The organism is Nocardia spumae (assembly GCF_020733635.1).
Lineage (GTDB): Bacteria > Actinomycetota > Actinomycetes > Mycobacteriales > Mycobacteriaceae > Nocardia > Nocardia spumae.
The window spans coordinates 2,317,038-2,336,254 of sequence record NZ_JAJFZL010000001.1 but is presented as its reverse complement, the minus strand read 5'-3'; the positions used below and the strand labels follow the sequence as shown (position 1 = coordinate 2,336,254).

The window sequence follows — 19,217 nt, the reverse complement described above, 5'->3', positions numbered from 1 at the left end:
ATCGGGCCGAAATCATTCATTCCGGTTTGATGCGCCGACCCAGCAATTGCCCGACCGCATCCGACACCGCCAGGCCCTCGTGACAGACCCGGTGCACCGCGGTGGTCAGCGGCATCTCCACCTGATGGGTCTCGGCCAACGCCCGGATCGACGTGCACGATTTCACCCCCTCGGCGACCTGGCCGTTCGTCGCGTCCTGGGCGGCCTGCATCGATCCGCCCGAGCCAAGGGCGTAGCCGAAGGAGCGATTACGAGACAGCGTCGAGGTACACGTTGCCACCAGGTCGCCCACACCGGCCAGGCCCGCCAGCGTGACCGGATTCGCACCCAGCGCCACCCCCAGCCGGATGATCTCGGCCAGCCCGCGGGTGATCAGGCTCGCGACCGAGTTGTCACCCAGCCCCATTCCCGCGGCGATACCGCAGGCCAGCGCGATGACGTTCTTGCAGGCGCCACCGATCTCGCAGCCGACCACATCGGTATTGGTGTAGGGACGGAAATAGCCGGTCGCGCAGGAATGCTGCACGGCTTCCGCCCGCGCGGCATCGGTGCAGGCCACCACGGACGCGGCCGGTTGTTCAGCGGCGATCTCACGCGCCAGGTTCGGCCCCGACAGCACCGCGATCCGCCCCTGATCCGCGCCGGTGACCTCCGCGATGACCTCGCTCATCCGCATCAGCGTCCCGGTCTCCACGCCTTTGGCCAGGCTCAGCAGCGTCGCATCGGAGCCGATGGCCGACCGCCAGGCCGTGAGGTTGGGGCGCAGCGACTGCGACGGCACCGCGAGCACGACGATATCGGCACCGGCGAGTGCCACCCGGTAGTCGTCGGTCGCGGAGATTCCGTCCAACCACACTTCGGGTAGGTAGGCGGGATTGCGGTGCTCGGTCGCCAACGCCTTCGCGATCTCCGGACGTCGCGCCCACATCGTCACCTCGGTGCCCGCGTCGTTGAGCACCTTCGCGAACGCGGTGCCCCACGAACCCGCACCCATCACTGCCGCCCTCGTCATCATTTCAATATGCCATTCCGGGCGGTGCGCCCGTCGCGTACTCGGAAGTCGTGTTCGCCCCGGCGCGACGCGCCAGGTTCGATCCGGCACTGCGTGCCGTCCGGTCGGGCACTGCTCACAGGTCACGGGCCCGGCGAACGTGCGACCATGGGCGCATGCGTCCGGATGCTGTCCACGCCGTGATCGCGGTCAAGAACCTCGACCGAGCCAAGAGCCGTCTCGCCGATCGATTGCCGGCTCCGCAACGGTCGCGGCTGGTATTGGCCATGCTCTCCGATACCGTCACCGCGGGGCTGGCGGCCGGACTCGGATCGGTGACGGTGGTGACACCCGATCAACGGGTCGCGGCGGCCGTGCGCGCACTGGGTGCGACGGTCCATCCGGACCCGACCGAGGCGGGTCCCATCGATCGGTCACCGGCCGCCGGCGGCACGGGGCCCGAATACGCCGACGGGCTCAACAGCGCTCTGGCATCGGCGGCGGCCGCGGTACGCGAACGTCACGGCGCGGTCGATCTGCTTGCGTTGCAGGCCGATCTCCCCGCGGTCCACGCCGACGAACTGGCGGCCGCGCTCACCGCCGCCCCCGGCGCCGGTCGCGCGGTCGTGGTCGACCACACCGGCCGCGGTACCGCCGCGCTGATCGTGCGGGCCGGGGCGGGCGACGCCGGTGCCCTGATGCCGCGCTTCGGACCCGATTCGGCGCGCCGGCACCGCGAATCCGGAGCCGTCGATCTGGAAGGGCAGTGGCCCGGTCTGCGACTGGATGTCGACACCGCCGACGATCTCGATCGCGCGGTATCGCTCGGAGTCGGCGCGGCCACCGCGGCGCTGCTGACCGACATCGGCTGGCCGGGAGGAGTTCACGAGAAGCTCATCCGGAGGTGCGTAACACCGTCACACGTGTGCTAGATGATCGCCGGGCCTGGACACGAGGCCGCACAACGGTGGTGTCGAGCGCGACACCACCCGAGCCGTAAGGAATGATCGTGAGCGTGAGCGATACGGAGACCGCCCCGCAACAGCCCCGACTACCGGCGGCACCGCCGGCGGCCACACCGCCACGCACCGCGCCCGCCGCGACTCAGTTGCCAGCCGATCGCTACCTCAATCGTGAGCTGAGTTGGCTGGACTTCAACGCCCGCGTCCTCGCCCTCGCCGAGGACCCGTCGGAACCGTTGCTGGAACGGGCGAAATTCCTGGCGATCTTCTCCTCGAATCTCGACGAGTTCTACATGGTCCGGGTCGCCGGGCTCAAACGCCGCGCCGAGGCGGGGTTGTCGGTCCGTTCGGCCGACGGCCTGTCGCCCACCGAACAGCTCACCCTCATCGCCGAGCGGACGCAGGAGCTGGCCGATCGGCACGCGCGCGTCTTCCTGGACCAGATCCAGCCCGCCCTCACCGACGACGGTATCGCCATCATCGGCTGGTCCGATCTCGATGACGACGAGCGGCGGCGGCTGTCGGGATATTTCCTCGATCAGGTGTTCCCGGTGTTGACCCCGCTCGCGGTCGATCCGGCCCACCCCTTCCCCTACATCAGCGGCCTGAGCCTGAATCTCGCTGTGACGGTGAAGGATTCCGATACCGGCGGTGAGCACTTCGCCCGGGTGAAGGTGCCCGACAACGTCGACCGCTTCGTCCGGGTCCGGCGTACCCGCGCCGAGCCGGCCAACAACCGCCGCGACTCCGAGGCCGCGGCACTGCCGCCGCTGGCCGCGTTCCTGCCGATGGAAGATCTGATCGCCGCCCACCTCGAACAGCTCTTCCCGGGAATGGAAGTGGTGGAACACCATTCGTTCCGTATCACCCGCAATGCCGACTTCGAGGTGGACGAGGACCGCGACGAGGATCTGCTGCAGGCGCTCGAACGCGAACTGGCCCGGCGCCGGTTCGGGTCGCCGGTGCGCCTGGAAGTGTCCGACGATATGACCGAGCACATGCTCGAGCTGCTGCTGCGCGAACTGGACGTCGACCCCGGCGATGTCATCCAGGTGCCCGGACTGCTCGACCTGTCGTGCCTGTGGCAGGTCTACGGCGTCGACCGGCCCGGTCTCAAGGACGCGCCCTACGTACCGGCGACGCCGCCGGCATTCGGGGAAAGGGAAACGCCGAGAAACGTTTTCGCCGCCCTGCGCGAGGGCGATGTGCTGGTGCACCATCCCTACGATTCGTTCTCCACCAGCGTGCAGCGCTTCATCGAACAGGCCGCGGCCGACCCTCAGGTGCTGGCCATCAAGCAGACCCTCTACCGCACCTCCGGCGATTCCCCCATCGTCAACGCGCTCATCGACGCCGCCGAGGCCGGCAAACAGGTCGTGGCCCTGGTGGAGATCAAGGCCCGGTTCGACGAACAGGCCAACATCAAATGGGCTCGCGCGCTGGAACAGGCGGGCGTGCATGTGGTCTACGGTCTCATCGGATTGAAGACCCATTGCAAGACCTGCCTGGTGGTGCGGCGCGAGGGTGCGACCATCCGCCGCTACTGCCATATCGGCACCGGTAACTACAATCCGAAAACGGCCCGGCTCTACGAGGACGTCGGACTCCTCACCGCCGCACCGGAAATCGGCGCCGACCTCACCGATCTGTTCAACTCGCTGACCGGCTATTCGCGAAAGGCCAACTATCGCAACCTGTTGGTGGCGCCCAGTAGCGTCCGCTCCGGGATCGTGGAACGGATCCAGCGCGAAACCGAACTGGCCGCACAGGGTGTGCCGGCCCGAATTCGCCTCAAGGCCAACGCGATCGTCGACGAACAGATCATCGACGCGCTCTACCGCGCTTCTCAGGCCGGTGTCCCGGTGCAGATCGTCGTGCGCGGCATCTGCGGGCTACGCCCGGGGGTGCCCGGAATGAGCGACAACATCGAAGTGCGCTCGATCCTCGGCCGCTTCCTCGAACATTCGCGCATCCTGCATTTCCAGGCGCAGGACGAATACTGGATCGGCAGCGCCGATATGATGCACCGCAATCTCGATCGGCGCGTCGAGGTCATGGCGCAGGTGAAGGATCCCAAACTACGGGAGCGACTGGCGGTCGTCTTCGACTCGGCGCTGGATCCGGCGACCCGCTGCTGGGTGCTGCAGCCCGACGGCGGCTGGGCGGCCCAGCCCAGCCCCGACGCGGAGGGCCGCGGCGTGCAGGTGCGCGACCACCAGGACTTCCTGATGCGATTGCGTCGTCCGGATCAGCAGTGAAACACGCGGCGACACGGGATTTCGACCGTACCCCCGAAGGCGATGACGCCGACCGCGACCCCGATACCGGCGAGGTGGTCTCCGATCGCCGGGTCACCGCCAACATCATCGCCGCCGGGGCGGTCGTGTGGCGTCGGCCGGCGGCCGGCGGGCCGGTCGAGGTCGCCCTCGTCCATCGGCCCAAATACGATGATTGGTCCCTGCCCAAGGGAAAACTCGATCCGGGCGAAACCGCGATGATCGCGGCCGTGCGCGAAGTGGCCGAGGAAACCGGTCTGCACTGCCGTTTGGGCCGCTATCTCGGTCGGGTCACATATCCGGTACCGGGACATCGCAAACTCAAACGCGTCGACTACTGGGCGGCCACGCCCGTCGACGGCGAATTCGTCACCAATTCCGAAGTCGATCAACTGCGGTGGCATCGGGTCGACCGGGTGATGGACGAGCTGTCCTATCCGATGGACCGCCGAATCATCCGGAATTTCCGGCGGCTACCACCGGATACCTCGACTCTGCTGCTGGTGCGCCACGCCAAGGCCGGCCGCCGGGAGCGTTTCACCGGCCCCGACGACGAACGACCGCTGGAAAAGGCCGGTCGCGCACAGGTTCAGACCCTGACGCCGAATCTGCTGGCCTTCGGACCCACCGCCGTCCATTCGGCGCCGCCGGTGCGCTGTGTGCATACCGTGGCGCCGGTCGCGGAGGCCCTCGGCCTCGAGATCGTGCCCGAACCGCTGCTGTCGGAAACCGGTTATGCCGCAGCACCACAGGCCGGAGTCGACCGATTGCGCGCACTGGTCTCCCCCGACAGCGTGCCGCTCGTATGCAGTCAGGGCAAGGTCATTCCCGATCTGCTGCAACGGTGGGCCGACGATTCCGGGCTGACCCTGCCGCCGGCCCGGAACCGCAAGGGCACCGCGTGGGTGCTTTCGGTCGCCGGCGACCGGCTGGTGGCCGCCGACCACCTCGACCGGTCGCTGCGCACCCACTGAGACCGCCCGGCCGCGTACAGCCGGGAAATGACGAAATGACCCCGGTCCGGAAACGACCGGGGTCATCGTCGCCGCATTTACCCGCTATCGACGCGTGGTGCGCTTGGCCGCCGTCCGCTTGGCGGCGGCCTTGGCCGGAGCCTTTTTCGCCGCCGTCTTCTTGGCGACCGTCTTCTTGGCTGCGACCGTCTTCTTGGCGGCGGTCTTCTTGGCGGTAGCGGTGGTCTTCTTGGCCGGGGCCTTCTTCGCCACCGTCTTCTTCGCCGTGACCTTCTTGGCCGGAGCCTTCTTCGCGACCGTCTTCTTGGCGGCGACCGTCTTCTTGGCGGCGGTCTTCTTGGCCGTGGTGGTCTTCTTGGCGGCGGCCTTCTTCGCCGTCGTCTTCTTGGCGGCGGCCTTCTTGGCCGCACCCGACACCGGCGCTGCCACACCGCGTTTCACGGCCGGACCGGCGGCCGCGATCTTCTGCTTGCCCGAGATGATCGCCTTGAACTGCGCACCCGGACGGAAGGCCGGCACCGAAGTGGGCTTCACCTTGACGGTCTCGCCGGTACGGGGATTACGCGCCACCCGTGCCGCCCGCTTGCGCTGTTCGAATACACCGAATCCGGTGATTGTGACGCTCTGACCCTTGTTCACCGCACGCACGATCGTGTCGACAATGTGCTCGACTGCCGCAGTGGCCGTGCGCCTGTCAGTACCCAACTTCTCGGTCAGAACATCGATCAGTTCCGCCTTGTTCATTGAATCCTCCGCAGACTAATGGCCCGTCGTCGGACCGACTAGGTACCACGGTAAACCCTGAATGGGCAAGAGTCTATGTGCCACGCCAAATTTCATGTGGTGTGGCACACGCACAGCAACCTCGATTGGTTGCTCTCAGCTAACACTCGAGACCGTTCAGTCCCGTGAAATAGGCTCCGGAATGGTGGTCGGTTTCCAAGCTGGCCTTGCCTTTTCGAACTGCTCAATGGCGTGTTCCTGCCGAAGAGTGAGTCCGATGTCGTCCAGACCTTCCAGCAGCCGCCACCGGGTGTAGTCGTCAATATCGAAGCGCAACACGGTGGTTCCAGCGGTCACTGTGCGTGCCTCGAGATCGACGATCAATTCCAGGCCCGGGTGTTCTTCGATCAACTTCCAGAGCAATTCGACATCATGTTGTGACATCTGCGCGGCCAACAAGCCGCCCTTACCGGCGTTGCCCCGGAAGATGTCGGCGAAGCGGGAAGAGATGACCACCCGGAACCCATAGTCCATCAACGCCCAAACAGCGTGCTCTCGTGACGATCCCGTACCGAAATCCGGACCGGCGACCAACACACTTCCCCGGTCGAAGGGGGTGTTGTTCAGAATGAACGTCGGATCCGAACGCCAGGCGGCGAACAGACCGTCCTCGAATCCCGTTCGAGTCACCCGTTTCAGATAGACCGCCGGGATGATCTGGTCGGTATCGACATTCGACCGGCGCAACGGCACGCCGATCCCCTTGTGCACCTTGAAGGCTTCCATGACTGCTCCTGTAGTCCTAGCGTGAATTCCGGCCGGTCAGTTCAGATCCGCGGGGGCCGACAACCGGCCCCGAACGGCCGTCGCGGCCGCGACCAGAGGCGAAACCAGATGCGTACGGCCGCCTTTACCCTGACGACCCTCGAAGTTGCGATTCGAGGTCGAAGCACAGCGCTGACCGGGGGAAAGCTGATCCGGGTTCATTCCCAGGCACATCGAGCAGCCGGCCTGCCGCCATTCCGCGCCCGCCGCGGTGAAAATCTCGCCCAACCCCTCGGATTCGGCCTGGGCCCGCACCCGCATCGACCCGGGCACGATCAACATCCGCACGTTGTCGGCGACCTTGCGACCCTTCAAAACATCGGCCACCGCGCGCAAATCCTCGATACGGCCGTTGGTGCACGAACCCACGAATACCGTATCGACCGGCACCTCACGAAGCGGAGTTCCCGGCTCCAAATCCATATAACTCAGCGCCTTCTCGGCGGCCGACCGCTCGTTTTCGTCGGTGAAATCGGCCGGATTCGGCACCGCGGCTCCCAGCGGGGCCCCCTGACCGGGGTTGGTGCCCCACGTGACGAAGGGGGTCAGCGAGGACGCATCGATATGCACCTCGGCGTCGAATTTCGCGTCCGGATCGGTTTTCAGGGCCTCCCAGGCCGCCACCGCGGTATCCCATTCCGCGCCCTGGGGTGCGTGTTCACGGCCCTTCAGGAAGTCGTAGGTGATCTCGTCGGGGGCCACCATGCCCGCCCGGGCGCCCGCCTCGATGGACATGTTGCACATCGTCATCCGCGCCTCCATCGACATGGCGCGCACGGCCTCACCGCGGTATTCGAGGACATAGCCCTGTCCGCCACCGGTGCCGATCTGCGCGATGACCGCCAGAATCACGTCCTTGCTCGTGACTCCCGCCGGCAGCTCACCGTCGATATTGATCGCCATCGTCTTGAACGGGCGCAACGACAGCGTCTGCGTCGCCATCACATGCTCGACCTCGCTGGTGCCGATACCCATCGCCAGCGCGCCGAACGCGCCATGAGTCGAGGTGTGCGAATCACCGCACACCACGGTCATACCCGGCTGGGTCAAACCCAGCTGCGGGCCGACCACGTGCACGATGCCCTGCTCGATATCGCCCATCGGGTACAGCCGCACGCCGAATTCCTCGCAATTGCGGCGCAGCGTCTCCACCTGAGTCCGCGAAACGGGATCCGCGATCGGCTTATCGATATCGACCGTCGGCACATTGTGGTCCTCGGTCGCGATCGTCAGATCCGGCCGCCGCACCGGCCGGCCCGCCGCCCGCAGCCCGTCGAAGGCCTGCGGACTGGTCACCTCGTGCACCAGATGCAGATCGATGTAGATGAGATCCGGTTCGCGCTGCGCACCCTCCCCCGCACCCTGTGCGACGACATGCTGATCCCAAACCTTCTCCGCCAGCGTGCGTGGCCGTTCGGCCATGACATCCTCCTGTGTTGATGGCGACGGCTTCGCCGTCGCGGGTCTTCGGCCCGCCCAGGTGCTCCGGCACGTATCGCGTCGGGCCTCGGTTGCATCACAGTCCGGGAACGACACCGGCCCGCTCGCCCGCGGCATCGGTTTACGCGGGCCTGTGCGGGCGCGTCATCGATCAGCGGGACGATTCCCACCTCGAGCCTCTTCCGCGGGCCGTGCGGTGCTCGAGGCGGGAGCTGGATGCGTGTTCACGACTCCGAGATCGGGGCAGGCCCGGTCCATCGGACGGTCGTGGCCGTGTGATGCGATTCAGTTGTCGATCTTCCGTTGCCGTACTCGAACTTGCGCATCTCACTATGCGAGACGCTAATATCGTTCTATGAGACAGCATAGCGGTATCGGGGTGCTCGACAAAGCCATGGCCGTCCTGCACGCGGTGGCCGCACAGCCCTGTGGCCTCAACGAGCTGTGCGCGCGCACCGGACTGCCCCGGGCCACCGCGCACCGGCTGGCGGTCGGCCTCGAGACCCACCGCATGCTCGCCCGCGACGCCACCGGTTCCTGGCGGCCGGGACCGGCGCTGTCGGAACTGGCCACCGCGGCCGAGGATCCGCTGCTCGACGCCGCGGCGATCATCCTGCCGCGCCTGCGCGAGATCACCGGCGAGAGTGTGCAGCTCTACCGGCTCGACGGCCATTCGCGCATCTGCGTGGCCGCACTGGAACCGACCTCCGGCCTGCGCGATACCGTCCCGGTCGGCGCCCGCCTGCCGCTGACCGCCGGTTCGGCCGCGAAAGTACTGCTCGCCTGGGCCGATCCGGATCTGCAGCGCGGGGTCCTCGCCGATGCCGTCTTCGGCGAGCGCGCCCTGGCGGAGGTGCGCCGGCGCGGCTGGGCGCAGAGCGCCGCCGAACGCTCCGCGGGTGTGGCCAGCGTGTCCGCTCCGGTGCGGGATTCGGCCACCGACGTCGTCGCCGCCGTCTCGGTATCCGGTCCGATCGATCGGATGGGCCGGCGGCCGGGTGCGCGCTGGGCCGCTGATCTCGTCGCCGCGGCCGACGCCCTGCACAAGCGGCTCTGACCACCCCGATCACGAGCTGTGATTCCAGCCATACGCCGTAAAGTATCGTGGCCGCATGGGAGTGAACCAACGCGCACAGATCGTGATGTCCGAGACGGAGATCACCGAATTCCTCGAAAGAAGTCGCATCATCACCCTGGCGAGCCTGGGCAAGAACGGGATGCCGCATCTGACCGCGATGTGGTACGGCCTGGTGGACGGCGAGATCTGGTTCGAGACGAAGGGCAAGTCGCAGAAGGCGGTCAATCTGCGCCGCGATCCCCGGGTCACGGTGCTGGTCGAGGCGGGCGACACCTACGACCAGCTGCGCGGTGTCTCCATCGAGGGCCGGGCCGAGATCGTCGAGGACGCCGAGGCGCTGTTCAAGGTCGGCGTCAGCGTCTGGGAGCGCTACACCGGGCCCTACACCGAGGAACTGCGGCCGATGGTGGAGGCGATGCTGAACAAGCGCGTCGCGATCCGCGTGGTGCCGGAGCGGATCCGCAGCTGGGACCACCGGAAGCTCGGCATGCCCGCCATGCCGGCGGGCGGGTCGACCTGGCCGGCTCAGGACTAGCCGACCTGCGAAAACGAGAAAAGCCCTCCAGCTCGCACTGGAGGGCTTTCGACTGTAGCCCCGACGGGATTTGAACCCGCGCTACCGCCTTGAGAGGGCGGCGTCCTAGGCCGCTAGACGACGGGGCCAGAGGACATTTCCCCGAAGGGAGATCTCCGCAGATCTTTCGATCGAGGAGGCTCGGCAAGCTTAACCGGCCGAGACCCGGCGACCAAATCGCCGGGGATGCTGTTCCGTCTCGACCGAACGAAAGCGAATCAACATTCTCCGCTGGGGTACCAGGACTCGAACCTAGAATGGCTGAACCAGAATCAGCTGTGTTGCCAATTACACCATACCCCAATGACCTGGGCTTTCGACCCTTTCACCTTGCGGTTGAGGGCCTCGTTCCGGGCCGAGAAGAAGAGTACCAAACCCCTACCCGATTTATACAAATCGGCTGGTCAGAGCCACAAAATGCGCGATGAGAAGAGCGTGGCGGCGACCGGGACGGCGGCGGCGGGCGTCCGCCGCCGGTCGCCGCGCCGGCTCACGCCAGTGCGGCTCGCAGCCGCCGCATGGTCACCTCACGGCCCAGCAGTTCCAGCGATTCGTACAGCGGCGGGCTGATGTGCGAACCGGTGACCGCCACCCGGACCGGCCCGAAGGCCTTACGCGGTTTGAGCCCCAAATCGTCCACCAGAGCCTTTTTCAGCGCTTCCTCGAGCGCGCCCGGAGTCCATTCCGAAACACCGTCGAGCGCATCGATCGCGGCCTGGACGACCGGCGCCGCGTCGGGGCCCAGATTCTTTTGTGCCGCGGCCTCGTCCACCGCGAACTCCTCGGCCGGAACGAACAGAAACTTCAATAGATCCCAGGCATCACCGAGGACGACGATCCGCGTCTGCACCAACTCGGCGGCGGCGGTGAAAACTCGGTCATCCACTTCCGCACCGATGTGTCCCTGCGCGGTGAGGAACTCCCGCAACCGTCGGGCGAAATCCCCGGCCTCCAGCAAACGAATGTGTTCGGCGTTGATCGCATCGGCCTTCTTCTGGTCGAAACGGGCCGGATTCGAATTTACTTTCGATATGTCGAAGGCCTCCACCATCTCCGCCATGGAGAAGACGTCGCGGTCCTCGGCGAGGCTCCATCCGAGCAAAGCCAGGTAATTCAGCAAACCTTCAGGAATGAATCCGCGCTCCCGGTGAACGAACAGATTCGACTCCGGATCACGTTTCGACAACTTCTTGTTGCCCTGCCCCATCACGAACGGCAGATGCCCGAACTCCGGGGTGAACTCGGCGATGCCGATCCGCCGCAATGCGGCATACAACGCCAGCTGCCGCGGAGTGGACGACAACAGATCCTCACCGCGCAACACGTGAGTGATTTTCATCATCGCGTCGTCGACGGGATTGACCAGCGTATAGAGCGGATCGCCGGTACCACGGGTGAGCGCGAAATCCGGCACCGTCCCGGCCTTGGCGGTGATCTCACCACGCACCAGATCGTTCCAGACCAGATCCTCGGCGGGCATGCGCAACCGCACCACCGCCGGGCGCCCCTCGGCCTTGTAGGCCGCGATCTGCTCCGGCGTCAGATCGCGGTCGAAGTTGTCGTAACCGAGCTTCGGGTCACGTCCCGCTGCGCGATGACGGGCCTCGACTTCCTCTGGGGTGGAGAAGGATTCGTACGCCTCACCGGCCGCCAGCAACCGCTGCACGACATCGAGATGAAGGTCCCGGCGCAGCGATTGGCGATACGGCCCGTAGGGACCGCCGACCTCGGGACCCTCGTCCCAGGTGAGTCCCAGCCAGCGCAGCGCATCCAGAATCGCACTGTAGGATTCCTCGGAATCGCGTGCGGCATCGGTATCTTCGATACGGAAGACGAAGGTGCCGCCGTGGTGTCGAGCGAACGCCCAGTTGAACAGTGCGGTCCGGATCAGGCCGACATGCGGTGTGCCGGTCGGTGACGGGCAGAAGCGGACCCGTACGTCAGTCATATTCCTTCTCTCGATCAACGTTTTGCGGCAACGGGATTGGTGAGGGTGCCGATGCCCTGAACCGTCACGGATACGGTTTGCCCATCGACCATCGGTCCTACACCTTCGGGCGTTCCGGTGAGAATGACATCACCTGGCAGCAGAGTCATTACCGTGGTGACCCATTCGATCACCTTCGGAATATCGTGCAGCAGAAGTGAAGTCCGGCTGCGCTGGCGTACCTCGCCGTCGAGTTCGGTGGTGATCTCGAGATCGCTCGGATCGAGTTCGGTCTCGATCCACGGACCCAGCGGGCAGAAGGTGTCGTATCCCTTGCCCCGCGTCCACTGACCGTCGTGGCGCTGCTGATCACGCGCGGTGACATCGTTGGCGACGGTGTAGCCCAGGATGACGTCGGCGGCCCGCGCGGCCGGCACATCCTTGCACGGACGCCCGATCACCACCGCCAGCTCACCCTCGTAGTCCACCTGAGACGAACTGGGCGGCAACAGAATCGGAAGGTTCGGACCGACGATGGCGGTGTTGGGCTTGAGGAAGATCACCGGATCCTCCGGGGCCGGACCGCCCATTTCCGCGGCGTGGGCGGCGTAGTTCTTGCCGACGCAGACCACCTTGCTGGCCAGAATGGGAGCCAGCAGTCGCACATCGGCCAACGGCCAGGTTCGGCCGGTGAATGTCGGGGTACCGAACGGATGCTCGGCGATTTCACGAGCGATCTCGTCGGAACCATCGGTTTCGATACTCACGAACGCGACCCCATCGGGGCTGGCAACACGACCTAGACGCATGGCGATCAGTGTATCCACCTGCCCGAATGCGTCCGACCACCCGGTCTGCAACCACACGATGTGACGAATACGTGGTTGATTTCCGCCCGCACCCTGGGTGTACGGTGATGCGTGTTCACAGAGTAAGACTGTGATACCAATATATGAGATTGAGGTGAGGGTAATGACCACCGTGGCGCAGCGGCACTCGACCCGGCGGTGGATCATGCTCGCCCTCGGAGTGTTCGCGCAGAGCTCCAGCGCGGTGATCGTGCACGGCACACCTTTTCTGCTGCCGGCCTTGACCGACCGCGGAATGCCCTTGGCCACAGCGGGTCTGCTGGTCGCGATGCCGACCGTCGGCCTGGTCTGCACGCTGATCGCGTGGGGCTACGCGGTCGACCGATTCGGTGAGCGCACCATCCTGGTCGCCGGGCCGCTGGTGATGTGTGTGGCGGGAGTGGCTGCCGCGACGGTGACGAACTACGGCGTGCTGGGTGTGCTGCTGTTCATCGCCGGTATGGGTGCCGCGAGTACCAACGGCGCCAGCGGGCGGGTCATCGTGGGCTGGTTCCCGGCCGATCAGCGCGGGCTGGCGATGGGTATCCGGCAGACCGCGCAGCCGCTGGGCGTGGCGATCGCGGCCATGTCGATTCCGGCTGTCGCTGCGGCACACGGATTTTCCACCGCGATCCTGGTTCCGGCGGCGATGGCGGGACTGGCGGCGATCGGCTGCCTGGTCGGCATCATCGATCCACCGCGGCCGGCGAGCGCCGACGTCCACCGGAACAATCCGTATCGGGGCGATTCCACCCTGTGGCGCATTCACGCCGTATCGGTTCTGCTGGTGATTCCCCAGGCCACCCTGTGGACCTTCGCGCTGCTGTGGCTGCATCGCGATGCCGGGTTGTCGTTGCCGGTGGCCGGCGCGATCGTGACCGCGACGCAGATTCTGGGCGCGGCCGGTCGCATCGGCGCCGGAATCTGGTCCGACCGGGTCGGTAGCCGGTTGCGGCCGCTGCACTCCGTGGCGATCGCGGCATTGATCTCGATGGCCGCGCTGGCCGGGGCGGCGTGGCTGCACTGGTGGTGGGCGGCGATCCCGATCCTGTTCGCGGCCTCGGTCATCACCGTCGCCGACAACGGCCTGGCGTTCACCGCGGTCGCCGAAATCGCGGGGCCGTACTGGAGCGGTCGCGGACTGGGCATCCAGAACACCGGCCAGAACCTGGCGTCGGCCGCTGTCGCACCGGTTTTCGGGGCGCTGATCACCGCGGCGGGTTTCCCGGCCACCTACCTGGTGGCCGCGGTGATCGCGGCGGCCGCGGTACCCCTGGTACCGCTGCGCCGGAACTGAGGAACCGAGCACCCACCAGCGCGCGCATTCCCCGAAATCATGTCGACGCCATTGCGAAAATCGGATCCAGGCAATAGTTTTCGATACAGGTGGGGCGCAACCGTGCGATATCGGCGGCATCCGACCGATATCACGACGGTCGGTTCACAGGGGTCGTGTCATCGGTGGGATGCGGGTGGCATCGCGCAAAAGGTTGATGCCATAGGGTGCGAAATGCGTACCATCACCTCGCTCAACACTTAAATCTGATGAAGGATTGACTGTGTCACTCTCGATACAAACTCTCGGTCGCAGCATGGCCGTCGCCGCTATCACCGCCGGTGCCCTGGTCATCGGCGTGAGCACGGCCAACGCCGGACCGGCCGCCCCGCAGCCGCAGCCCGCCGCCGAGCAGGTCACCACCACGACCGATGCCGCCGCGCACTCGGTGACCGCGACGCTGCCCTCCGGCCACTTCGTCGCCAACGACGCCACCCACGCGATCGATATCACCGACGCCGCCGGCAAGGTCGTGGAGTCGTTTCCGCTCACCTCGCACGGCACCGCCGTTCCGGTCGCGGCCACCGTCAGCAACGACGGTCAGACCCTGAACCTCAAGCAGGTCGCCTTCACCGACACCGCCAACCAGCTCGTCAACGAGTGGGTCTGGGGTGTGCAGAACGGTGGCGCGGTCGGCGCCATCATCGGCTGCCTGCTCGGCTTCTGGTTCTTCGTCATCCCGGGTTGCGCCGTCGGCGCCGTCATCGGTGGCGCCATCGGCAGCCCGAACAGCGGCGAGATCAACGCCACCTTCTTCCGGCTGCTCAGCGGCAACTGATCAGCGGGACTCGCGGTCGCCGTGCCCTCTGGAACGGAGGGCACGGCGACCGTGTCGTTCCGGCCACGGATAGTCACCGTGGTGCTACGTCGAACTCCTGCGAACACACCACTTTCCATCACGGCGATCCCGGAAACCGAGGGCAGGCAACAGCTTTCGGTGACCTGACCGACGCGCCGGATCAGAGCTCGATCGGCGAGGCGGGATCGAACTCGACGCGAAACACCTTGTCCGCCTCGATATCCGCACTGAATACCGCGCCCTCCCCCATGCCGGTCCCCACCGATGTCCATCGGCGGCCGGCATCGCCCCGTGCACTCGGATCCGATACCGCGGGATTCCGAGGGCGGCGCACTCCGGACTTCGCGCGCCCGTTCTGTCGGTTCCCTTCCACTACCCGGAATGACGACCTCCACGGCGAGTAACGACTCGGCGCCCGAGATCAGCTCGGTCGGCTCATCGAGCACTGCGGCGCGAGCGAGCTCTCGCGGAATGAGAAGGAGGTCGGGCATTCCGGTGCCCACCCTCACATCACCAGCGGTATCGCGGCCGACAGGCGAATCCCCTGTCGCACAGTCCGATGCGCGACAGGGGATCGACGTGAGATCAGACCGCGGCGGCGATCCGGTCACCGATCTCCACGGTGGAGGCGGTGCCGGTGCGGGCGGCGAGATCCTTGGCGACGGCCGCCTCGATGCGGGCGGCTTCCTCGGTGTTGCCGAGGTGGTTCAGCAGCAACGAGACCGACAGGATCGCGGCGGTGGGGTCCGCCTTGGACTGACCGGCGATATCGGGGGCGCTGCCGTGCACGGGTTCGAACATGCTCGGGTTGGTGCCGGACGCGTCGATATTGCCCGAGGCGGCCAAGCCGATCCCACCGGATACCGCGGCGGCCAGATCCGTGATGATGTCGCCGAACAGGTTGTCGGTGACGATCACGTCGAAGCGGCCCGGATCGGTGACCATGTGGATGGTCGCGGCGTCGATGTGCTGGTACGCGGTCTCGATATCCGGGTATTCCGCACCGACCTCGTCCACGGTGCGCTTCCACAGCGATCCGGCGAAGGCCAGCACGTTGTTCTTGTGCACCAGCGTCAGGTGCTTGCGTCGCCGGCGAGCGGTCTCGAACGCGTAGCGCACGACACGCTCGATACCGAAGCGGGTGTTGGTGGAGACCTCGGTGGCGACCTCGTGCGGGGTGTTCACGCGGATGGCGCCGCCGGTGCCGGTGTACGGCCCCTCGGTGCCCTCGCGCACGACCACGAAGTCGATATCCGGGTTGCCGGCCAGCGGGCTGGTGACGCCCGGATACAGCTTCGACGGGCGCAGATTGACGTGGTGATCCAGTTCGAACCGGGTGCGCAGCAGCAGCCCCCGCTCGAGCAGGCCGGACTGCACCGACGGGTCGCCGATGGCACCGAGCAGGATGGCATCGTGCTGCTTGAGTTCGGGCAGCACATTGTCCGGGAGAATCTCACCGGTGGCATGGAACCGCTTGGCACCCAGGTCGTATTCGGTTTTCTCCACGCCCGGGACCACCACGTCGAGCACCTTGAGCGCCTCGGCGATGACCTCGGGACCGATACCGTCGCCCGGGATGACAGCAAGTTTCATGACAACAAAGCTCCGTTCGGAATGGGGGTCGCCGCCACGATAGCGGGCGCCGCCGCGGCCCCCGTCACCAGGGCGAACGTCTCCCAGCAGGTGAGACGAGGCGATCGATCCGGCGCGGCGGTAATTTCGGGGAATGTTCGGAAACAACTCGCTCGAGCGCCGCATGGACCGCCTCGAGCACAAACTCGATCTCATTCTCGCGCACCTCGGGATACCGGATTCGGCGGCGCTGCCCGGCTACCCCGCGCTCGACTACGGCGAAATCGACGCGCTGCTGTCGCGGGGAAAGAAAATCCAGGCGATAAAGATCTACCGGGAGCTGGTCCCGGGAACGGGTTTGGCGGAAGCGAAACGAGCGGTCGAAGCGCGGGAGGGACGAGTCTGACGCGATGACCGAACACTCTCCGACCGAAGCCGCCATCGCACAGTGGTCCCGATCTCCCCGGTCCGCGATGGAGGCCATGGACCCCCGGACGGAGATCTCGCCGAGCGGCATCCGGTCGACCTGTGCCCTGGCGACGCCACCCGTGTGCGAGACAGTGCGCGCGAATCCGGTTCCGTGACAACACGGTCGGATTCGCGCGCACTGTGCGGCGCCGCGCCCGGGGCCGAGGACGGCCCGCGACTCAGCTCAGGTCGACCTGGGTGACCTTGGCCGCACCGACGGACTCGGCGATCGCGGACTGCACCTCGGCCGGGACCGAGTCGTTGACGCGCAGGATGACGGTCGCGCCCTCCTGGTCGACATCCTGGCTCAACTGCGCGGCCTTGATGTCGATGGCGGCCTCGCCCAGCTTGGTGCCGATCTTGCCGAGCGCGCCCGGGCGATCGTCGTAGTTGAGGATGGCCAGGTTCAGGCCCTCGGCGCGCATGTCGTAGTTGCGGCCGTTGATGTTGACGATCTTCTCGACCTGAGCGGGCTCGGTCAGGGTGCCGGCGACGTTCAGGGTACGGCCGTCACCGAAGACGGCACGCAGGTCGACCAGGCTGCGGTGGGTCGGGCTCTCGGTGTGGGTCGTGACGGAGGCCTCGAGGCCCCGCTCCTCGGCCAGCGACGGAGCGTTGACGAAGGTGACCGCGTCCTCGATGTGCGCGGAGAACACGCCACGCAGCGCCGAGAGCTCCAGCACCGCAACATCTTCCGAGGACAGCTCGCCGCGCACCTGGATCTCGAGCGAGACCGGCAGTTCGTCGGCGAGGGCGCCCAGCAGCACACCCTGCTTGCGGACGATGTCCAGCCAGGGGGCGACGATCTCGGTGACCGCGCCGCCGGCGACGTTCACCGCTCCGGGCACGAATTCGCCGGCCAGGGCGAGCTGCACCGACTTGGCGACATCGGTTCCGGCGCGGTCCTGGGCCTCGGCGGTGGAGGCGCCCAGGTGCGGGGTGACGACGACCTGCGGCAGCTCGAACAGCGGGCTGTCGGTGGACGGCTCGGTCTCGAACACGTCGATGCCGGCGGCGCGCACGTGGCCGGAGGTGATGGCGTCGGCCAGGGCCTGCTCGTCGATCAGACCGCCGCGGGCGGCGTTGACGATGATGACGCCCTTCTTCGTCTTGGCCAGGGTCTCGGAGTTCAGCATGCCCTTGGTCTCAGGAGTCTTGGGCAGGTGAATGGAGATGAAGTCGGCGCGCTCGAGCACTTCGTCCAGGGTCAGCAGCTCGATGCCGAGCTGGGCGGCGCGGGCCGGGGAGGTGTAGGGGTCGTACGCGATGACCTTGGTCTCGAAGGAGGCGAGACGCTGCGCGAACAGCTGGCCGATGCGGCCCAGTCCGATGACGCCGACGGTCTTGCCGAAGATCTCGACACCGTTGAACTTGCTCCGCTGCCAGGTGTGCTCGCGCAGAGTGGCGTCGGCGGCCGGAATCTGGCGGGCGGCCGAGAGCAGCAGGGTGACGGCGTGCTCGGCGGCGGTGTGGATGTTCGAGGTCGGCGCGTTGACGACCATGACACCGCGCTCGGTGGCCGCGGGGACGTCGACATTGTCCAGTCCGACGCCGGCGCGGGCGACGATCTTGAGGTTCTTACCGGCTTCGAGCACCTCGGCGTCGACGGTGGTGGCCGAACGGACCAGCAGCGCGTCGGCCTCGGGCACGGCGGCCAGCAGCTCGGGTCGATTGGGGCCGTCGACCCAGCGAACCTCGACACCGTCACCGAGCGCATCGACGGTCGACTGGGCGAGCTTGTCGGCGATCAGAACAACAGGACGGCCATTTTGGCTCACTGTGGGGCACTCCTGGGGAAAGAGGTCGGCATTTACCGCGGACCAGCTTAATGGTCGCGCTCGGGCGCCGGTGTACCGCCCGGTAGGCAGCCGCCCTCAGACCGGGAGCGGCCCCGGACGCAGAAGAGCCCCGCATCTCGAAAGATACGGGGCCCCACCGTAAGTCGCGGACAGTTCACGCTACGTCAAGTGGCGCGCAGTCAGCAGACTCGTTCAGAGAACGCGCACGCCCTGGGCCTGCGGGCCCTTCTGGCCCTGGCCGATCTCGAACTCTACGCGCTGCCCCTCGTCGAGGGACCGGAATCCACTACCGCTCACAGCCGAGTAGTGCACGAACACATCGGGACCACCGTCGTCCTGAGCGATGAACCCGAAGCCCTTCTCGCTGTTGAACCACTTCACTACGCCTTGCGCCATTTCATACCTTCTGTAGCGAGCCGAGCCGATCAACTTCACGATCGCCCCGTGCTCGTTGCTCCAGCCTGCCATGTGTCGCGACCCACCGCCACCACAGCATGGTCGTCGCGGAGTCGAATTTTCGCTGAAATCGAATTACTCCAGGTCGGACACGGCTCGGCCGTAATTGTTCCGTGATAGACGGCCGCCGGTCCCAGGATCGTCGGCGGCGAACCGCGGAAGACCGTGG

At 66.4% G+C, this 19,217-nt stretch carries 17 protein-coding genes and 2 tRNA genes; 8 read left to right on the top strand and 11 right to left on the bottom strand.

Annotated features, from left to right (window positions below; translation table 11 throughout):
• Positions 1 to 16: 16 nt before the first annotated feature.
• Positions 17 to 1,012, bottom strand: a complete 996-nt coding sequence (locus LKD76_RS10075; protein ID WP_227980768.1) for an NAD(P)H-dependent glycerol-3-phosphate dehydrogenase — start codon at positions 1,010 to 1,012, stop codon at positions 17 to 19.
• A 155-nt stretch (positions 1,013 to 1,167) separates the two neighbouring features.
• On the opposite strand from LKD76_RS10075, the gene cofC reads away from it, so the two are divergent.
• The 3 genes from cofC to LKD76_RS10060 all read left to right on the top strand — a co-directional run bounded on the left by cofC (position 1,168) and on the right by LKD76_RS10060 (position 5,203).
• A complete protein-coding gene (gene cofC / locus LKD76_RS10070; RefSeq protein WP_227980767.1) occupies positions 1,168 to 1,923 on the top strand; it encodes a 2-phospho-L-lactate guanylyltransferase in 756 nt (251 codons plus the stop codon).
• A 71-nt stretch (positions 1,924 to 1,994) separates the two neighbouring features.
• A complete protein-coding gene (locus LKD76_RS10065) occupies positions 1,995 to 4,211 on the top strand; it encodes an RNA degradosome polyphosphate kinase (protein ID WP_227980766.1) in 2,217 nt (738 codons plus the stop codon).
• Between the two features lie 74 nt (positions 4,212 to 4,285).
• Complete coding sequence (locus tag LKD76_RS10060; RefSeq protein WP_227985179.1) at positions 4,286 to 5,203, top strand: NUDIX hydrolase; 918 nt, start codon at positions 4,286 to 4,288, stop codon at positions 5,201 to 5,203.
• An 84-nt stretch (positions 5,204 to 5,287) separates the two neighbouring features.
• Here the strand turns inward: LKD76_RS10060 and LKD76_RS10055 are convergent, their stop codons facing one another.
• From LKD76_RS10055 to leuC, 3 genes are all read right to left on the bottom strand, one after another.
• A complete protein-coding gene (locus LKD76_RS10055; protein WP_227980765.1) occupies positions 5,288 to 5,947 on the bottom strand; it encodes an HU family DNA-binding protein in 660 nt (219 codons plus the stop codon).
• 156 nt (positions 5,948 to 6,103) lie between these two features.
• On the bottom strand, positions 6,104 to 6,712 hold the full coding sequence (gene leuD, locus LKD76_RS10050; protein WP_227980764.1) for a 3-isopropylmalate dehydratase small subunit: 609 nt from the start codon (positions 6,710 to 6,712) through the stop codon (positions 6,104 to 6,106).
• 36 nt (positions 6,713 to 6,748) lie between these two features.
• The gene (gene leuC / locus LKD76_RS10045) at positions 6,749 to 8,173 is read right to left on the bottom strand and encodes a 3-isopropylmalate dehydratase large subunit (RefSeq protein WP_227980763.1); all 1,425 of its coding nucleotides are present in this window, start codon (positions 8,171 to 8,173) and stop codon (positions 6,749 to 6,751) included.
• 373 nt (positions 8,174 to 8,546) lie between these two features.
• On the opposite strand from leuC, the gene LKD76_RS10040 reads away from it, so the two are divergent.
• On the top strand, positions 8,547 to 9,248 hold the full coding sequence (locus LKD76_RS10040) for an IclR family transcriptional regulator (protein WP_227980762.1): 702 nt from the start codon (positions 8,547 to 8,549) through the stop codon (positions 9,246 to 9,248).
• Between the two features lie 55 nt (positions 9,249 to 9,303).
• Positions 9,304 to 9,804 (top strand): pyridoxamine 5'-phosphate oxidase family protein, encoded by a 501-nt coding sequence (locus tag LKD76_RS10035; protein ID WP_227980761.1) that lies wholly within the window; start codon positions 9,304 to 9,306, stop codon positions 9,802 to 9,804.
• A gap of 55 nt (positions 9,805 to 9,859) precedes the next feature.
• On the opposite strand, the gene LKD76_RS10030 is transcribed toward LKD76_RS10035, so the two are convergent.
• The 4 genes from LKD76_RS10030 to LKD76_RS10015 form a co-directional block, all read right to left on the bottom strand.
• Positions 9,860 to 9,932, bottom strand: a tRNA-Glu gene (locus LKD76_RS10030).
• A 142-nt stretch (positions 9,933 to 10,074) separates the two neighbouring features.
• A tRNA-Gln gene (locus LKD76_RS10025) sits at positions 10,075 to 10,146 on the bottom strand.
• 187 nt (positions 10,147 to 10,333) lie between these two features.
• A complete protein-coding gene (gene gltX, locus LKD76_RS10020) occupies positions 10,334 to 11,791 on the bottom strand; it encodes a glutamate--tRNA ligase (RefSeq protein ID WP_227980760.1) in 1,458 nt (485 codons plus the stop codon).
• Positions 11,792 to 11,805: 14 nt separating this feature from the next.
• Entirely contained in the window at positions 11,806 to 12,579 is a 774-nt protein-coding gene (locus LKD76_RS10015; RefSeq protein ID WP_227985178.1) for a fumarylacetoacetate hydrolase family protein, read from the bottom strand.
• 163 nt (positions 12,580 to 12,742) lie between these two features.
• On the opposite strand from LKD76_RS10015, the gene LKD76_RS10010 reads away from it, so the two are divergent.
• Positions 12,743 to 13,915 (top strand): MFS transporter, encoded by a 1,173-nt coding sequence (locus LKD76_RS10010; protein ID WP_227980759.1) that lies wholly within the window; start codon positions 12,743 to 12,745, stop codon positions 13,913 to 13,915.
• Positions 13,916 to 14,210: 295 nt separating this feature from the next.
• Positions 14,211 to 14,732: a DUF8020 domain-containing protein gene (locus LKD76_RS10005; RefSeq protein ID WP_227980758.1), complete on the top strand. Its 522-nt coding sequence runs from the start codon at positions 14,211 to 14,213 to the stop codon at positions 14,730 to 14,732.
• Between the two features lie 606 nt (positions 14,733 to 15,338).
• Here LKD76_RS10005 and LKD76_RS10000 read toward each other — a convergent pair.
• A complete protein-coding gene (locus tag LKD76_RS10000) occupies positions 15,339 to 16,346 on the bottom strand; it encodes a 3-isopropylmalate dehydrogenase (protein ID WP_227980757.1) in 1,008 nt (335 codons plus the stop codon).
• Positions 16,347 to 16,509: 163 nt separating this feature from the next.
• Between LKD76_RS10000 and LKD76_RS09995 the strand changes: the two genes are divergently transcribed.
• Positions 16,510 to 16,731, top strand: a complete 222-nt coding sequence (locus tag LKD76_RS09995; protein ID WP_227980756.1) for a hypothetical protein — start codon at positions 16,510 to 16,512, stop codon at positions 16,729 to 16,731.
• 241 nt (positions 16,732 to 16,972) lie between these two features.
• On the opposite strand, the gene serA is transcribed toward LKD76_RS09995, so the two are convergent.
• Together serA and LKD76_RS09985 are read right to left on the bottom strand one after the other, a co-directional pair.
• Positions 16,973 to 18,571, bottom strand: a complete 1,599-nt coding sequence (serA, locus tag LKD76_RS09990) for a phosphoglycerate dehydrogenase (protein ID WP_227980755.1) — start codon at positions 18,569 to 18,571, stop codon at positions 16,973 to 16,975.
• 213 nt (positions 18,572 to 18,784) lie between these two features.
• The gene (locus LKD76_RS09985) at positions 18,785 to 18,988 is read right to left on the bottom strand and encodes a cold-shock protein (protein ID WP_227980754.1); all 204 of its coding nucleotides are present in this window, start codon (positions 18,986 to 18,988) and stop codon (positions 18,785 to 18,787) included.
• Positions 18,989 to 19,217 lie beyond the last annotated feature (229 nt).

What these genes read in the sequence shown, in the direction of transcription:
- LKD76_RS09985 (WP_227980754.1), bottom strand. Translation starts at nt 18,988, where the DNA reads ATGGCGCAAGGCGTAGTGAAGTGGTTCAACAGCGAGAAGGGCTTCGGG.
- LKD76_RS10010 (WP_227980759.1), top strand. Translation starts at nt 12,743, where the DNA reads ATGACCACCGTGGCGCAGCGGCACTCGACCCGGCGGTGGATCATGCTC.
- LKD76_RS10075 (WP_227980768.1), bottom strand. Translation starts at nt 1,012, where the DNA reads ATGACGAGGGCGGCAGTGATGGGTGCGGGTTCGTGGGGCACCGCGTTC.
- LKD76_RS10015 (WP_227985178.1), bottom strand. Translation starts at nt 12,579, where the DNA reads ATGCGTCTAGGTCGTGTTGCCAGCCCCGATGGGGTCGCGTTCGTGAGT.
- LKD76_RS10000 (WP_227980757.1), bottom strand. Translation starts at nt 16,346, where the DNA reads ATGAAACTTGCTGTCATCCCGGGCGACGGTATCGGTCCCGAGGTCATC.
- LKD76_RS10035 (WP_227980761.1), top strand. Translation starts at nt 9,304, where the DNA reads ATGGGAGTGAACCAACGCGCACAGATCGTGATGTCCGAGACGGAGATC.
- LKD76_RS10055 (WP_227980765.1), bottom strand. Translation starts at nt 5,947, where the DNA reads ATGAACAAGGCGGAACTGATCGATGTTCTGACCGAGAAGTTGGGTACT.
- cofC (WP_227980767.1), top strand. Translation starts at nt 1,168, where the DNA reads ATGCGTCCGGATGCTGTCCACGCCGTGATCGCGGTCAAGAACCTCGAC.
- LKD76_RS10005 (WP_227980758.1), top strand. Translation starts at nt 14,211, where the DNA reads ATGGCCGTCGCCGCTATCACCGCCGGTGCCCTGGTCATCGGCGTGAGC.
- LKD76_RS10065 (WP_227980766.1), top strand. Translation starts at nt 1,995, where the DNA reads ATGATCGTGAGCGTGAGCGATACGGAGACCGCCCCGCAACAGCCCCGA.
- LKD76_RS09995 (WP_227980756.1), top strand. Translation starts at nt 16,510, where the DNA reads ATGGACCGCCTCGAGCACAAACTCGATCTCATTCTCGCGCACCTCGGG.
- leuD (WP_227980764.1), bottom strand. Translation starts at nt 6,712, where the DNA reads ATGGAAGCCTTCAAGGTGCACAAGGGGATCGGCGTGCCGTTGCGCCGG.
- gltX (WP_227980760.1), bottom strand. Translation starts at nt 11,791, where the DNA reads ATGACTGACGTACGGGTCCGCTTCTGCCCGTCACCGACCGGCACACCG.
- LKD76_RS10040 (WP_227980762.1), top strand. Translation starts at nt 8,547, where the DNA reads ATGAGACAGCATAGCGGTATCGGGGTGCTCGACAAAGCCATGGCCGTC.
- leuC (WP_227980763.1), bottom strand. Translation starts at nt 8,173, where the DNA reads ATGGCCGAACGGCCACGCACGCTGGCGGAGAAGGTTTGGGATCAGCAT.